The sequence below is a fragment of the Myxococcus guangdongensis genome (assembly GCF_024198255.1).
Taxonomy (GTDB): Bacteria; Myxococcota; Myxococcia; order Myxococcales; family Myxococcaceae; genus Myxococcus; species Myxococcus guangdongensis.
In genome coordinates this window covers 638,002-656,066 of the sequence record NZ_JAJVKW010000004.1, presented here as the reverse complement: position 1 = coordinate 656,066, position 18,065 = coordinate 638,002, and the positions used below count along the sequence as shown (strand labels likewise).

The 18,065-nt window shown below is 68.5% G+C and carries 1 protein-coding gene (running past one end of the window); it reads right to left on the bottom strand.

Annotation, left to right across the window (positions count from 1 at the left end; genetic code table 11):
- Window positions 1-18,065, bottom strand: the 5' portion of a protein-coding gene (locus LXT21_RS15765) for an Ig-like domain-containing protein (protein ID WP_254038955.1). The gene continues 11,539 nt to the left of window position 1, outside the view; 18,065 of the gene's 29,604 nt are visible here — the first part of the coding sequence; it begins with the start codon at window positions 18,063-18,065; the stop codon falls past the left edge of the window.

Here is an 18,065-nt window from a genome sequence, read left to right as displayed (position 1 = left end):
CCCACGAGCGCGCTCGCGGGGCTCCCCTCCGTCAGGTCCTCGCGTCGGGCCAGGGTGAAGGTGAATCCACCCGGCAGCAGGCTGGCGATGGAGCCTCCCGCCGACGGCGTCTCCACTCGCACGTCCACGGGCCCCACGAGCCCATCTGGCAACGTCGCAGTCAGGGTGCCCGTCACATCCACCGAGGTGGCACGCGCCGGGATGCCGGAGAACGTCACCCGCGACCCGGCGTAGAAACCCTCGCCGTGGATGCGAACCTGCTCACGGCTCATCGTCTCCGCGAAGGCCGGCTCCACCTTGGAGATCTTCGGAGCGACGAGGTACCGGTAGGCACCCAGTCGCGACGCGGACAGACCGTCCGCGTTGACGACCTCGACCGAGGCCGCCCCCACGACTCCCGGAGGGGCCGCGACGGTGACTCGAGTCCCGCCATCCCCCACCGCGCAACTCCCTGCCGGCGTGGCGCCCGCCCGTTGCCCTCCGATGTAGACCGTGCAGCCCGCGCGGAAGCCCGTTCCAAAGAGGTCCAGCGTCTCTCCACCAGCGGTCAGGCCATACGAGGGCTCCACCGCGACCAGCGTCGGAGCCTCCAGCGTCGCCTGGGATGCGGTCCGGAACCGGACCTCCACCTGCGTGCCCAGCGTTCCGCCCCGGACATCGGCCAGCCCACTGCCCACCTTGAGGACATAGCTCGTCCCCACCTGCAGACTCGCCGCGGGCGTGAACACCACGCGCGCGCCACCTGCATCGGAATGCGACTGCAGCGTCCCGGCCACCGGTTGGTCCGCCGTCGTCTCCAGGTGGATCTCCGACAGCGAGGCGGCGCTCGGCAACTCCGAGAGCAACACCACGGGCGAGGTGCCGACCGGAACGGTCTCCCCCTCGGACGGAAGGGTGCCTCGAAGCTCAAGATGGTCCAGCGTCACCGAAGCAATGGTCCCGGCGAGCCCACCCGAGCCGTCCTCGGGAGGAAGGATGGGCAACTCCACCGCGCGCCCACCCTTGTCGAGCACCAGCGTCCCCACCAGGAGGTAGCGGTCCCGCATCGCCAGCGTGATGGCATCCCCGTGGACCACGGCGTGCGAGAGCTTCGACGGGATGCCACCCACCGGCACGCGGAAGCGCTGCACCTTGCCGCCACCCGCCGCGACATAGGCGATGCCACCCGCCACGCTCGCCTGCTCCGCGGAGACGCGCCCGCTGTTCATCACATCCTCGAGAACCAGCCCTTCCACGAGCCGTGGCGCCGAGGGCGTCGACAGGTCGACGATGGCGACCCGGGCCTTGGCGCCCAGCGACACGAAGGCACGATGCCCCTCTGCGGTGATGTGACTCGCCCGGCCCAGCAGCGGCAACATGCCCAGTTGCGCCAGGTCGCCCCGGCGGGCGTCGAGCACGAGCAACCGGGCTCCGTCAGCACCCTCGGCCGCGACGAGCAAGAGGTGTCCGTGCAGGGCCAACGCTGTCACCCCACCTGGAATGGCACGCTGATGCGTCAGTCGGGGCTGGACTCCTTCCATGGTGCGATACGCGCGGACTCCCGCCGAGTCCGCGGCGAAGAGCATCTCGCCCCCCACCGCCACGCCCACGGTCGTCCCCGAACCCGGCAGGGAGTGCACGAGCGAGGGCGCGGAAGGCCGCGTCACATCCACGACCTTCACGCCGCCCGTCCCAGCAGCGACATAGAGCCGTGATCCCGCCTTCACCAGCTGGTAGGCACCCGAGCTCTCGCTGTCCGGGAACATGAGGCGCGCCACTTGCCGGACGGCCGTCGGCTCCGACGGGTCCGCGATGTACACGCCACCCTGTGCCTGCGTGCGCGTTCCTCCGCCGGTGATCGCGGCGCCCTGCGGTCCCGTCACCTCGACCGAACCGCCGATGGAGGCATAGACAACGCCCTGCTCCACCAGCACCTGGCGCAGCGGCGGCGTCTCCAATCGAGCGACAGCACCCGCTCCGTAGAGGAAGGGGCGAGGGCTGACGGCCACGTGGTCACGAACCCCTCCTGTATGGGTCGGTGTCCGCAGGGAGGCCCTGACCTCCACGAGGCCCGCCTCATGCGGCGGCGCCACCGCGGTGAGCCGATGAGCGGAGTGAACCCGGACATCGAATGACGGCGTGTCGCCAAAGAGGACGGCCATGCCCGGCATGAAACCGGCTCCCGTGAAGACCACCTCGACTCCGCCCGACTGACCCGCGTGGTCCGGCAGGGGCGCGCTGAGCTGGAGTGGATCGCGGTAGACAAAGCCGCCGAGCCGCATGTCCGCCGGCCCCTCGGGGTAGCCGACCTGGATGGCCACGGGCCCCGCGACCGCCGAAGGAGGCACCTTCACCGTGAGCGTCTCGGGCGTCCCGCCACTCCACACGACCTCCCCGGCGCCAGTCAGGGGTGTTCCCCCGACGGCGACCACGAGCCCCGCACCGCCGAACCCCAAACCCTCGATGCGAACCGTCGTCGTCTCCGTCCTCAAACCACCGGCCGGAACGACCCTGGAGATGACGGGCTGAGGACGGCCTCCCTCATCCAGTTGGAAGCTGAAGGAGACCGGGCTCGCCAGTGAGCGCGTCACGCCCGACTCCTGCAGCAAGGACTTGATGCTCCCCTGGGCCAGCGAGACCTCGACCCGCTCACCCGGCATGAAGGCGGAGCCCGAGCTCGGCGCGAAGAGGAGCGACGAGCCTCTGGCTCCCGTGAAGAGGACCTCGACCTCGCCCCCCACCACACGCCCCACGGGGGGCGGATGGCTCGCGGAGAAGGCCTTCACGACCAGCCCCCCGGACGCAAGCGAGCTCGCGTCGACGTGCAGGTTGAAGTCGATGTGGACGCTCGAGCCCACGGGAGCCACGGCCTCGTGCGCGGGAGAGTGGCCCACCGCCAACAACTCCGTGGCGGGCACCTCGACAATCGTCTCCTCCGCATCGCGCGTGGCGACCAGCAGACTGCCGCCGTACCACGTCAGGCCCGTCCCCTCCGCCACCAACGCCGTGGACTGGAGCTTCACGGGCTGGGCCTCGTGTTCCGCGGACACGTCGAAGACGTAGAGGCGCGGCCCCACCGAGATATAGGCACGACCCGAGCGGACCGCGATGCGCGCGCGCATCAGCCCATCCACCGACAGCCCCGCCTCGACCACCACGCCGCCCACGCGGACACCCTCGCGGTCATGGATGGCGAGTCTCAACCCGTTGGCCCCTCCATCGCGGATGTTCGAGGTGAGGACGTAGAAGCGCCCCACTCCCAGCTCGAGCGCCAGCCCATCTTCCGGATACAGCGGCACCGAGCGCACGAACACCGGCTGCGGTGCGGCCAGGTCGAAGACCTGGATCTGCCCGCTGGCCACGCCTGGGTGCGTCACACTGACATAGGCCAGCGGCCCCTCGATCCTGACACCCGTGGCGATGCCGCCCGTCGTCGCCCGGCCCACCAGATAGGGCCGCTTCGGCGCGGAGACATCCACCACGGAGATGCCCGCCCCCTCCGCGAGCACCGCCAGGTTCCCACTGACGTCCAGCCCCAGAACCGGCTGCTCCGTCACCAAGCCACCGAGGCGGATGGGACGCTCCTCGAGGCCCATGTCGAAGATGTCGAGCCCCACGGCATGGGACGGCGCGCTCACGCCAACGAACAGCGTGTCGCTGACTCTGCGCAGCTCGGACACCTGCTTGGGGGGATAACCCGGCAGGTCCAGGTTCATCCGGAACGGCATGTCGTACGCGAAGGTCGCGACCGGCCACCCAGTCGCCCCAGGCGCCCCTTGGCTGGGGTCGACCACCCGAATCGTGGCAAGCCCCGCCGCGTCGGCTCGGGGCGTCGTGAAGCGCATGGTGCGCAGGTCCACGATGTCCACGTCCTCGGCGGACTCCGCGCCGACGAGCACCGACATCCCTGGCATCAGCGCATCGCGGTCCAGCGCCAGCGTGACGCGGGTACCGCCCCCCACGGGGCCATGGTCCGGGGACAACGTCGCCCGAGCCTCCGCCACCGCCTCCAGATAGAACAGCGCCGAGGCGAGCTCCGAGGACGGCCCTCCCGGATGGACGACCTTCACGTCCGCGGGCCCCGTCTGGTCCGCGCCCGGCGCATCGAGCGACAGCGAGGTGCCATCCGCGGACACGACGCAGCCGCTGCCTCCGAGCGCGCAGTCCACCATGCGGGCCGCATGCCCGCTCACGGTGAAGCTGACGCGTTCGGTGCCCGTGAAGCCCCTCCCTCGGAGCGCCACACGGCCTCCCGAGGCGCGAGGCAGGCTGTGCGGCTCCAGCGCCACCAGCAAGGGCTGTCGGCTGAGCGCCGCCCCCGTCAGGAACCCCGCCTCGAATGAGCGCAACAGGCTCCCGCCGGACTGGTCCGTCACGCCGGTCGTCATGCGCAGCACGTACTGCGTCTGCGGCCGCAGCGTCCCCTCGACACGGACCTTCACGCCGTGACGACGGGTGCTCAGGTCATTCTCCACCGTCAAGGTGAGCGCCACGGGCTGCCCATCCGCGCCGACCGCCGGCAGGCCATCGCTCCCCACGAGCTGGACGGTGCCCGTATGGATGCTCGGGACATGGATGGGGCGGTTGATTCGGACCAGCAGCTCCGGACTGTCGGGGGAGATGATGGAGCCGCGCGCGGGCACCACGTCGGTGACGAACGAGAAGGGAACCACCAGCTCCGTCAGCCTGTCGCCTCCCGCCAGCATCAGCCGATCCCCGACCATCGCCGTGTCGAAGGCCACCTCGGTGTTTCCACCGCTGATGAGCTCGGGGTGGCGTGGATCCGCCACGTCCACCAGGAGCACGCCACCGCGGTTGGACGACACGAAGAGCATGTCTCCCAGCAGGCGCAGCCGCTGCGGTTCGCCGGGGGTGTTGGACAGGCGCTCGTCGAAGGGGATGCGCAGGGACGTGAGTTCCTCCGCGTCCTCCGGAGTCGAGATGTCGAAGAAGAGGACCCCGAGCTCCGCCGCGGCGACGATGGCCGTGTCGCCCACGACGACGACGTCGGAGAGCGTGGCCGCATACTCCAGTCGCTTCACCCGGGCCGCGCCTGGATGCGCGGATGCATAGATCTCCAGCGCACCACGAGGAGCCTCTCCCGCCTGGTGATACGTCGTGCGCTGGCCACCTCGGGCACCACCGCCCAGCGAGTAGTCTGGCGGTGGAGGGAAGCCACCTTCCGGGTTGTTGCAGTAATGGACGCCCTCATGGTGACCGGTCACCACGAAGAGTCGGCCGCGCCCCAAGGCCATGCCGAATGGCTCTTCCGCCAGGGCAATGCTCCCCACGAGCAACGGGTCCGACGGATGGCGCGTGTCGACGAGCCTCAGGGCCCCGCCCGTCCCCACCGCGGGCTCGTGCCCGATGCAGAGGCCGGCGCCGGGAGGCGGATTGGGCGTCATGCCATTGAACGCCACCCAGCCACCCACGGGAATGGCCAGCAGCCGCGTGGCGAACTGCGGCTCGGCCCAGGTCCCGAACTTCGCGCGCCCCACCACCTCCAAGGAAGTGCCCGTGGAACGGGCCACGGCCAGACCGCCCGAACCATTGGCGACGAGCACCTGTTCATCGCGCGTCGCGATGTCGAGGGAATCCGGAGTGAGGTCCAGCTCGGGCCACGGCGTCTCCGCGGGCAGATACCCCGTCAGGATGGCCTGGAGCACATCCACTCGCGCGGCATCGGGCGTGGCACGCACCTCAAGGGAGGCCTTGGGAGCACCCGGGCGCTGGGCATCGAACCCACCCGCCACGAACGCGTCGAAGTAGCGTCCTGACGTGTTGTACGTCCCCTGGTAATCCGTCGGGAGACGGTTGCCAGCGATGGATGCGCCCGCGGACGCGTAGAGCATCAGCGGATTGCCCGAGTCCACGGTCAGCGACTTCGGAACGAAGGACTGGACGAAGACCTCGCCCGGCGTGGGCGGAGGAGGAAGCGAATCCACGACGGCCCCACGCGCAAGGCCATAGCTCACGGACTGATTGAGCGTCGCGTCCTCGTCGAGCACCGCGCTGCCGCCCTCTCCCGTGTTCCTTGGCAGCGACGACAGGACGCGAACTCTCGCGTAGCGCTCCCGCGCATCGAACGAGCCAGGAGGCGCCTTCACGCTCAGCTCCGTCGTCGACACGACGGAGACCTCGGAAGACTCGATGCCCCCCACGAAGACACGGGGCGCGCCCAGGGCGCCATAGGCCCAGGCCGGCAGGAAGCCATCGCCCACGACGCGCATCTGGCCGCCCCCCTTCGGGTCGAGGAAGCGCGGCGTCGCCGTCGAGAGATACAGCGGAGACTTGTACAGGAAGGCGCCGGCCCTGCGGTCCAGCAGGCCAGACCCCGTGCCAGGAACAAGCCGTCCCAAGGCATCGAGCTCACCGTTGAGGACCACCACGTCGGCGAGCCCAGGGAGCCCCGGCGGGACGTTGACACGCAGCCGCGTCGGGTCGTGCGGCACCGTCGGCAGCACCTGCGCGACCGAGCCACCGATGAGGACCGTGGTCACCTCCGCGAAGTTCTCCCCGAGGATTTCGACGAGGACATCGCCTTCGGTGGAAGCCACTCGGGGCGCCACCTGACCAATCAACGGGCGACGACCATCGGCCCATGCCGCCTCGAAGACCACCTCGAAAGGAGAGAGCAGATGTCGCGCATCCGGAGTCAGCAACTCCGTGGACACGGCCAGGCGCACCTGGGCGCCCGCCGGAAGCGGCATCTCGGGGCGGAAGCGGAGAACGACGGTGCTCGCCGGCTCCGACGGACTCCCAGCCTCCAGTTCCACACGAGGCGCGCTCGTCCGAACCCACTCCTCACCATCGACCGTCAGCGACACCGCGGCGCGAGCGCTCTCCGGCGTGATGGTCGACGAGAAGGAAAGCAGCAGCGAAGACAGGTCGCGAGGCACCACCTCTCCCGCCCTCACGCTCGCGGAGACCACGGTCAGCTCCGCCGCTGGACCGAACTCCAGGGACCAGCCACGCGCGCCCAGGTCACGTGCGCTGACCACGCGTCCACCCGCGACGGCCACACGCTCGGCGGAACCGCCGCTCGCTCCGGCGACATGGTGCAGCAGCCGTGGGCTCAGCATGTTGCTCAGGTCCACCACGGCCACCCCCGCCGCGCCGACGGCCACGTACGCGAGGTCCCCCACCAGTTGGACATCGGAGGCGAATCCCTTGAGCACATCGGTGCCCAGGGAAGGCCCTCGCTGGAGGTCCTCGGGCCGCGACACGTCGACCAGGACGAGGCCCTCGTTGCCCGCCGCCACCACCGCCCAGTGGTCCCGGCGCAGGCGAACCCGCTGGACCTCGAGTGGCAGCGAATCTTGATGCAGCAAGGCCCGGTCCACTCGGACCGTATGCAGCCTGCCTCCCGTGAAACGATGCCCCGGCATCCATCGCCCGGAGCCCACGACCGCCAGCCCGTCCTCCACCGCGAGGGCGGAGACGTCGGGACCACCGTCTTCCGTCGGCCCGAGCGGGGACGGCAGCAGGTTCAAGAGGAAGGGGCCATGCGTGATGTCGAAGCCGCGCAGACCCGCCGCACCGGCCGCGGCGAGCAGGCGATCTCCCTGCGCATCCAGACCGAACACAGCGCCAGGCCCCGAGGACGTCACGGACACCTGGCGAGGCTCGAACGGACGCGAGATGTCCAGCTCCAGCACCATCGCCCTGCCGTAGGTCCCCTGCGGGCCACGAACGCCCGCCCCCACGTAGAGCCGATCACGCCCATCCGGCGAATAGGACAGGGAGAGCAACTCGCCACCACCGAAGCTCCAGGTACCGACGATGCGGTCATCGACCCGGTCGCCGTCCTCGTCCACGAGCTCATTGCGCCGCTCGGGCGGAATCGGCGTCCCTGCCAGGCGCCCGAGGCGGTGGACTCCGGAGAGGTCCACCACGCGCAGCCCGTTGGCGCCCACCATGTAGACATGGTCACCGATGGTCACCATGTCGCGGATTTCTCCCGGGAACGCGACCGCCGAATCCGTCGGCTGGTCGAAGATGTAGGCGTCGCGCAACGTGGCGCGGGCTCCACTCGGATGCACCACCGTCACATCCACCGCGCCACGGAGCCCATTGGGCGTGACCGCCTCGATGCGCTCCATGCCGAGCGTGCGCACGCGCAGGGCCGGTGCGCCGTCGAAGAGGACCTGCATCAGGCCCGTCGTCGTGAAGCCCTGCCCCGTCAGCACCACCTTCGCGCCACCTGTCGAGGGTCCGCGTCCCGGAGAGATGGCGAGCAACTCGAGGGGTTTCGTGTACAGGAATGCGCCCGCGCGAATCAGCGTGCCTCCCGATGGATTGCGCACCTCGAGCGCCACCGCGCCCGCCGTCAGCGACGCGGGTGTCCTGACCTTCACCTCGACCGGTGAGATGGATTCGACAACCGCTGGGGCACCACCGAAGCGAACCACCAGCTCTGTCTGGAAGCCACTGCCTGACAGCGTGACGAGCGTACCTCCAGCCACGGGGCCCTCTCGCGGCGAGAGGGACTGGACGACGGGCTGACGCGATACCGTCTCACCTGACGCCTCGAACTCCATCACGAAGCGACCGGGCATGCGGGCGCCGTCCGCGGCCCCCTTCAGCGCCGTGGCGACCACGCGGTAGCGCATCCCCGCCTCGAGCAGGTTGGCGGGGGTGAGGACGATGCGGTCAGGACGCCCCTCGGGAATCGAGACGGTCGCCGGCACGGGCTCACCCTCGACGGAGCCGCTCAGCTTGAACAAGCGGGCGTCGAGCCGCCCCGGCACCGCGATGGGCATGTTGAGGTCGAGGACCACGCTCGACGTCTTGGGCACGCCCTTCTCGTGAGCACGAGGCTGCGTGGACACGACCACCGGGAACGGCACCTCGATGATGGCCATTCCGTCATTGGGCGCGACCTGGTTGGCAGGGGTGTAGACCTCCCGGAGTGACGCCACCACGACGCCACGTTCCATGGACACGCCACCCAGGACCGTCGCGGGCCAGAGGTCCACGGCATCGATGGGGAGCGGCGCCGTCGGCTCGGAGACCGCCGTGAGCTGCACCACGCCGCCACCACCACTCACGCCCAGGTGGGGCCCGATGTCCGACGTGGAGAAACGAGTCCCCACGAGCGCGGGCACCGGAGCGACCCTCCGCGGCTGCGTCGGCGGGACCAGGGAAACCACGCTCGCCTGCTCGTTCACGACGGAGAGTCCCATGCCCTCATAGAGGGCCAGCGCCCCCAGTGCGGGGCCCTCGCCCACCACCGGGAAGCCAGGGCGAGCCAGGTCCACCACCAGCGAGGCACGCAGGCCTTCGCTGGACGCGTCGAGGACGCCATATCGCCCCATCACCCGAACGCCTTGGACGGAAACGTTCCGGACGCTCCCCTTCAGCAGGAAGGAGCGCACCGAGCCGAGCAGCGCGGGACGCAAGGGGTCCACGAGCGAGAACAGCGCGAGGCCGCGCTCTCCCGCCGCGATGAGCGCGAGGTCGTCCACCAAGGCGATCTCCAGCGCCTGTCCCTCATACGGCAACGCGGACACGAGCCGAGGCTGCGAAGGCTGGCTCACGTCCACCACGAGCAGCGAGGGCCCCCCTTCTCCCGCGAGCTCCACGGCAGGCACCGTTTCAGAATCGGCGGCCACGTACGCGACACCCTGGCGCACGGCGAGCGCCCTGGGTAGGTACGGCGGGGGGAAGGACGCGCCCCCCATCACGCTGGCGCTTCCAGGCACCGAGACGTCCACCACGGAGAGCGCCCCCAGGATGCTTCGCTTCAGGACCTCGGTAATGTCCTTGGCTCCAGATTCGATCGAGGCGTCGGAGAGCAGGTAGGCCCTGCGGTCCGCCAGCACCACCTGACCAGGACGTCCCTGCGGCAGCCGATCCAACGGCCGGAACTCAGGTCCGTCCACGCGAGGCGTGTACCGTGCGATTCGCGTCGGCGCCGACAGATTCGAGTAGAGGTAGGCACTCTGCTGCTCCGCGCGCTGACCGTCTGGATTCACGACGACGATGTCCGCCGGGCCAAAGCTCCCGGGAGGCGTCGTCACACGCATCCGTCCCGGCGACAGCACGGTCACCCGGGTCGCCTTGCCGCCCAGCGGCGCTTCCGCGGACTGCCCCCGGAAATGGACCTCCGCCCCCAACTGGAACCCCGCTCCGGACAGCTCCACCTCCTGTCCACCCGCCAGCGGTCCCGAGGATGGACTGGCCTGATGCACCTGAAGGATGTCCATGTACACGAAGCCACCCAGCAAGCTCCCCTGGAGTCCACCTGGGTTGACGACCGTGACACGCGCGGGCCCCTCCACCTGCCGCGGAGTGCGCGCCATGACGAAGCCGCCGTCGCTGTCGACGATGATGTCCGTCGCCTCGACACCGGAGAAGTAGACACGAGCGCCCAACTCGAAGTGCGCGCCAGAAATCTTCACGGGCGTTCCACCGTCCACCGGCCCCGCCCTGGGCACCACACCGCTCACCCGCGGCGCATCCCCCGTCGTGGTTCCCGTACGGAAGCGCGCCATGAAGCGCTTCTCCAACTCCTGATTGAAAGGAGACTGGCTCCGGATGCCAGGCTCGACCGTGATGGAGTACAGCGTGTCGGGGTCCAACACCGCGCCGGGCGGCAGGACGATCTCAAGACGTCGCTCGTCGGTCGCACTCAGTCGGACGGTGACATCGAGGGGGGCGCCGTTCATCAGCCCCTTGCGCAGGGCCACACGCGCGGAGGTCACCGTCTGCGCATCCAGTGGCTGGGAGAAGTCGACGGAGAGGTTCAGTGAACCACCGCCGAGCGCCACCTGCTCCGCGCCGTCCCTCGGGGACACATCGGTGACCACCAGTCGCGGCACGGTGAACTCCGCTACGCCCGCGTGACCGAAGAGGGTCATCGGGCCCGAAGGCGTCAACAGCACCTCCTGCGCCTCCGGAACGTTGGCGTGGACGAGCTTCGATGCGATTCCCTCGCTGTCCACCATGGAGGTGGTGAGCAGCCCCTTCACCGACCGGCCCTCCTCGTTGACGTATTGCACCGTGGACACGGACAGGTTGCCCAGGGCCGCCACCGAGCGTTGCCCCTGCGCCAGCAGATCCGCCCGAGCCGACGCATGCGACAGCATGGACAGGACCCGGGGTGCCCCTCTCAGGTCCACGACCATCAGCGAGGCAGACGCCCCCGCACACCCGACGAAGGCCCGGGCGCCTTCCACCGACACGGTCTGCGCCGAACCAGGGACCGGGATGAAGTCCAGCTCTCCCAGCTCCGGGTCCGACAGGTCGAACACCCGGAGCCCCCCGCTCCCCGCCGCCACGAGCAGTCGGTCTCCCGCAACCGCCACGTCCAGGGCCTCCCCCGTCACGGGGAGCGTCGTGATGCGCTGGGGGTAGGCAGGGCTCGCAAGATCAATGACGACGACACCTGCCCGCCCGTTGGCGACGAACCCCAGTTGCCCCGCTGCAGCCACGCCCCCGACCTCGGGGCCCGACAAGTCGACGGCCCCTTCGCGCTTGATGTTCCCGATGTCTCGCGTGTCGAAGAGCACGAGCTCTCCAGCACGCCCCGCGGCATTGTGGCGAACGCTGACGAGCGCCCGCTTCTCGTGGAAGGTGGAGGCCACCGGCACACCTTCCAGCGCGTGCGCCGCCAATCCCGTCACCGGTTCCTGAGAGGCCCCTGACACCTGGAAGAACTCGACGCCTTGAGACACAGGGGCGCCCCAGGGCGCGCCCGTGATACCCACCACGCCCACGGTGTTGCCATCGAAGGACAGGGCGGACAGCCGCAGGCTCTCGCTCGAGACTCCCAACGGGCGATAGGGGGGACGCGTCGGGCGCATTCCACCCTCCACCCGGACGACACCTGACACGGCCGAGTTTCCAGCCAGGTCCCGCGCGTGCGCCTGGAGGGTTCTCTGCTGGCCCGCCATCGGCGTCGGCAGGAGCCATGTGTAGCGATAATGGGTTCGCCCAGAGTCGGCGAGGATGGGCATCGCCGTGGAACCCAATTCCTCGGTCACCGCCCCGCCACCGGGCAGGTCGCGGGTCGAGGTGAACAGCACCCGGTCGACCGCGGCGTTGTCCTCCGCGAACGCCGACAGCAGCAACGGCTCGCCCTCGGTCACGATATCGAGGTGCGGCGGGTCGATGAGCTCGACTTCAGGAGCCGTCGTGTCGGGAATCGTGCCCACCTTCCGAACGGCGGAGGCGGTCTCCTGCCCCGCCATGTCCACCGCGACCGCCATGACGTCGAACGTCCTGCTCCCGCTTCCCAGCGGGGCGACGAAGCTCCCGACATAGGCGCTCGGCCTGCCAGGGATGCCCGCCGGCGTCGTGGCAGTGGCCACCTTCCGGCCGTCGACGAAGAAGGACACGGACGCGATGCCACTGTCCGCGTCGACCGCGTTGGCCTCCATGCGGATGCGCGCGCCCGCGAAGACGACGCTGTCGGCCTCGGGGCGCGTCAACGCGACCGTGGGCGCCTGGTCTTGCCGGACAGTGAAGTCCACGGGCTCGGACAGCGTCGCCTGACCGGCGGAGTCCACGGCCCGCGCCGCCATCCACAGCCGCTGCCCCACCTGGGACGGCTCCGCCATGAAGGCGTAGTCGAAAGGCGCGATGAAGAGGCGACCCACCTCCGCGAGGCGGTCCGGCGCCGGGCCCACGAGGAACGTGACGTGTGAGAGCGCGACCCAGTCCTTCGCATCCGCGCGGAAGATGGCCGGCTGCCCCACCACCACGGGCTTCGAGGGCGCCACCAGCGCCACGGTGGGCGGCTCGTCGTCCGCCACGCTCACCGTCACGCTCGCGGTCGCACTCAGATTGCTCAGGTCGACCGCCTTGGCGGTGAACGTCACGGGGACCGAATCGCCCCCCGAGGGCACCAGCGCCTTGGGAACGGAATAGGAGAAGCGGTACGGCGGCGCGGCGAAGCGCGCCACCTCGACTGGCGCGCCAGTCCCCACCTGCGCGGAGATCGTCACGCTCGCGACTCCGACGTTGTCCTCCGCGCGAGCCTCCACGTCGAGCCTCAAGCCCTCACGAATCGCGGAGCCCTGCGCGGGTGAGGCCCACCTCACCGTCGGAGGCGTCGTATCCGCCTGGACGTTGACGGAGACAGGTTGCGCACGAGTCGTCTGGTTGGCGGAGTCTCGAGCCTTCGCGTTGATGGTGAGTCGGTGGTCACGCGAGCCATGCGGCAGCGGGACCCGGAACGTATAGGGACGCGTAGTGCTGACGAAGTGGAGCGGTCCGCTCGGGCCACCTTCCACGGTGACCTCGACGCCTCGGACCTCCACGTCATCCTGCGCGGCGACGAGCACGGAGAAATCACGTCCCTCGTAGACGACGCTCTCGTGCCCGGGCTGGGCGATGACCACCGTCGGAGCCTGGTCCTCCGCCACGGTCAGGACGACCAGCTGTGAGAAAACCTCGTGACCGAAGCTATCCTTCGCCCGCCCCTGCAGGCGAAGCGTGCCTCCCTCGGTCTCCGGGACAGGAACGAGGAACGAGAAGGGTGCCTGGGAGAGCGTCGCGAACGGAGTCGTCGCGCCGTCCAGGAACAGCGACACCGAAGTGATGGCGACGTCATCCTCGGCGGACATCACCACCGGGAGCAGGTTCTTCGCGACGGCGCGCGAGCCATCTGCTGGGGACAGGATGGACAGCGCCGGCTCGCGGTCCCTCACCACGTCAATCTGCTGATACTCTATCTCCCCGTAGTTCCCGGAGACATCACGGGCCCTGGTGGCGATGAAGTACGGGACATTGTCCAATCCTCCGAGCCGAGCCAGCTCCGGCACCGAATGCTGGAAGGTCACCACCGGCGAGTACACGTCGAAGGCGGAGCCCGGCAGTGCGTTCTCTGCGGGGAAGCCTCCGGCGATGTGGATGATCTCCAGGGCCTCCGCGCTGGGGCCAGCGTAGATCTCCACCCGGTCCACGAAGGCGTTGTCGTGCGCCTGGACCTGAACGAGCACGGGTGTCCCTTCGATGACGTCCCGGCCCAGATTCGGGCGCAAGATGCTCGCAACAGGCAGACGCGAGTCGGAGACGATACGAATCCTCCGTTCCACGGAAGCGCGGTTCCCTTCCAGATCCCGAGCCTCCACGCGGAGCTGGATGAAGCTCTCCGAGCGATTCGGATCCAGCCGGACGAAGCCCGCGGGCAAGGACAACAGGCCGCGGAAGATTCGGAAGCGGCCAATCTCCTCGGGCACCACGTTCAGCTGGGCCAACGCCTCGCGGACGGTGACATCCGAGGCGACGGGGTCACCGGCCTCATTGAAAAAGGTCGGGACGGCAATGCCGTCACGCTCCTGGAGTTGCAGCGCGGGCCTGTCGTTGATGAAGAACTCCACTCCGGTCACCCGTGTGTCGTCCGATGACAGCGCTCCCAGCCGGAGCTGGATGCTACCTTCCACGAGCGATGCATCCGCCGCGGGTTCCAGGAAGGCCAGCTCGGGAGCACGCGGCCTGCGACTCTCGACCACCAGTCGAATGCTCTGTTCGTGATCCGCGGTGTCGCGCACGGTCACCGTGAGCACCGAGGGCTGTCCCTCCGCGCCCAGGGGCGGCGTCAACACCACGGAACGCTGTTCGGTCTTCACCGATGGGACGAACGAGTGAGTCCGCGTCGCTTCCGAACCGAAGGTGGTGGTCACGGATTTGACGCCGACGTCATCCTTCACCGTGAAGTACAGCGTTGCATTTCCACCTTGGAGCAGGCGGACGAAGCCGCTCTCCAGCTCGGTGCGATGCAGCGTCTCTCCCAAAGCCTCCAGCCTGTCGAGCTGGACCATGGGCTTTCCGTCCGGAACAGCCTGGAGGTAGGAAGGAAGGGAGACGGACTGATTGCCAGCACGATCCCAGACCTGGACGTACAGCTCGGCGGGTCCCAGCGCTTCGCGCGTCACAGGGAACGAGAGTTCCTGCGCGGTGCCCACGAGGAGCTGCTCCCCCTGGGGAACGCCATCCACCAGGAGACGGACTCGAGCGAGGCTCGCGTTGTCGGACACGCGCACCCGGACCGAGAGCGGCTGACCCACGACAATCGATGCCCCCTCGCCCATGCCGAGGATGGACGCCTGGGGAGCCACGGTGTCGGGCACCACGCTCAGTACGCGCGTCGTCCGCGACGCGCCGCCGCTCGTATCCACCGCCACGGCCGTCAAGCCCACGCTCGAAGAGGTCCAGGTCTCTGGAACACGGAAACCCACCTGACGCGAGGTGAGCACGCCTGCCTTGAGGTCCAGCGGAAGCGGATCCACGGCGACCTGCTGTCCTGCCGCGATGGTTCGAACCTGGTAGGGCTGCCCCGACTGATAGCGGACGGCGAGTCCGGAGACGAGCACGGGCCTCGCGTCTCCCGAGGCGCGCAGCAGCTCCACCTGGACCTGCTCGACCTCGACCACCCGTGCATCGAAACCGATGTCTACCGCCGTATCCGACTGGGCGCTCAGCGCCACCCATCGAGACTGGGTGAAATCGCCCGAAGGGAAACGGGCCTTGAAGACCTCCAACGCCACACGGTCATCGGGGGAGAGATTGTCCTTGGGACGAAGGTGATAGGTCACACGTGCCTGAGCGCCCGGGGTCGCCCCCGAGACCTTGAGCTTCAGGACGCCTGGGGCTCCCTCATTGCCAACCGGAGCGTGAGGTGTGAGGCGCAAGGCCCCCGCTTCTCCTTCGACTCCGAAAGCAACGGCCTCGGACAGAAGAGGATGCATGCCGAATGAGAGGGAGGCCCTCGAGAAGGCGAAGGCACTTGCATCGAAGGATGCGCCTTCGGTCGCCAGCGACGGAGCGGCGAGCGTCACAGAACTGGAGGACACCGAGGTCACCTCGGATGTCGCAGCCACCAACCATGCGGCCTGCAGCCCAACATCGTCCTGGAGTTCCAACGAGCCGGAGTAGCGCTGCTCCTCGACAAGCTCACCGCTCGTCGGTGCCACCCACCGGACGATGGGCTTCGTGTCGGGGACCAACAAACAGGAGTACGACGCCACCGATCTGCGGTTGTGCGTATCGACAGCCGTGGCCTCGAAGCTCACCGTCCGTGACTCGGTGGTCGTCAAGGTGGGTAGGACGAAATCGCCACTCAGGGAAACTCGAGCAGCCGGCAATGTCGAGGGCTCTTGAACCAGGCCTCCCAGCGGCTCGCCGCCGTCGAAACGCACGGACACGGACTGCACGGTGGTGTCGTCCGATGCCTGGACACCGAGCTTCACAGTGGCCCCCGCGACACACGTCCGAGCATCCGGGACGCCGTCGAGCGCGACTCGAACCACAGGAGGGAGCTTGTCCTCGACGGGAACAATCTCAAACACCACCTTCGAGGTGTCTGTGAAGTTGCCGGCGGGGTCATAGGCGCGGGCGAAGAGGACGTGCCTCACGGGCACGGGCTTGAAGCGAACATCATCGGGCGGCTGGAAGGAGACGGTTCCTGAGAATGTGCCCACGTACCGACGGCTGACCAGGATGTCCCCAGGTCCCTGCGGATTGGGCACACGCACTTCCTCGAAGTCTTCCTGCGTGGCTCGGAGGAAGGACTGCGTCGGGTCATGCGGGACGAACTCAGGGCAGTTTGACGCCGGAGTTCCGGGGGCGCCTTCCGGACAATCGAGGAACAAGGCGACGCGTGAGACTCGAACGTCGTCGGAGACCTCGATGCGCATGCCGAGACTACCGTTGGAGGGAACCTGGATGACCTGCTCCGAGGCAGTCGGGAGCGGTGCCATCAACAGGGCCGTGGGGTGCTCCACGTCATCGACGATGTCCAGGACGACGTCGGAATGCCCCACTTGCGGCACGGGGCTGACGTCCTTGACGGCGACACCCACGGACCGCGATGCGGCGGGCGTGGATGAGTCGACGATGGGGGCCCGCACCACGATCCGTTGCTGCACGGAGACATCGATGGGCCCGATGAACGGATCCAGCGTGGTGCCACCCGAGCGAGCGGCGACACTCGCGACACCCTCATCGTCGGCGACAGTGAAGGTGACAGTCACGTCCTGCCCCTCCTTCACCGGTGTGCGGGGAGAGGGGGACATGAGGGAGACCACGGGGGCAGCGTTCTTGATGGCGCGCAGCGAGAGCGTGCGATCCGCGGTGCGGTTCCCGTCGTCCGACACCACGGTGCGAAGATTCAGTGTCTTTCCTTCGTACGCGGCGGGAACGTCCAGCTTCCACTTGAAGACCTGGTACAGCCCTCCTTCCGTCGTCCCCGTGATGGGCCCCGAGCCCACCAGCACCTCGGAAGCCGATGAGCCATTGGAAGCCGAAGGGTCTCTCAGATAGAGCGAGGCGTGCTTGACGTGGACGTTGTCCGTGGCCACGACCACCACATCGACGCTTCGTCCCGCCCCGGCGAACACCGTGCTGCCTTCGGAAGGACTGCGGAAGGCCACCATCGGCGGCTCATCGTCCGCGGTCACCTTCAACGTGAGCGAGACCTCGCCCGCGTTCTTCTGACCCGCGCTATCGAACGCCTCCGCCAAGAGGGTGAACGGGCCAGGGGCCAACGGAAGCAACAGGTCGAACCGGTAAGGGGACAGGCTCGAGGAGCTGATGGCATGGCGAGTGCTGCCGCGGAGTTCATAAAGGTCGACACGGGAGACAGCCACGTCGTCCTTGGCATGTAGGACAATCGGGACACGCGTGGCCGCCGTAACAGCAGCGCCTGGAGCGGGACTGACGAACTCCAGGGATGGAGCGCTGTCCGCCTTGAGAAAGACCGTGTGGCGCGCCTCAGAGTGATTGTTCGCCGCATCGACCACGCGGGCCGTCAATGTGAGTTGCTCTTTCGCGAGCGTGCCTTGGAAGAACTTCTCCTTCGGGATGACCACATGACTGACGAATGAGCCGGTGACGCCCGCGTTCTTCCCAGGAGCACTATCGGTGAAGAAGGCTGTCTGCTCGTCATTGAGGTAGACCTCCACCTTCGCCACGTCGACGTTGTCGACTCCTGCGACCGTAACGAGCAGCCCCTGCGAGTTCGGAACCTGGGCGTGGTGGCTCGGCGTCAGGATGGAGACGGTGGGAGGAGAGGAATCCCGGGTGATAGAGACAGGGATGGCGCTGCTCTCGCGAACATGTCCCTGGGCATCCCGGGCCAC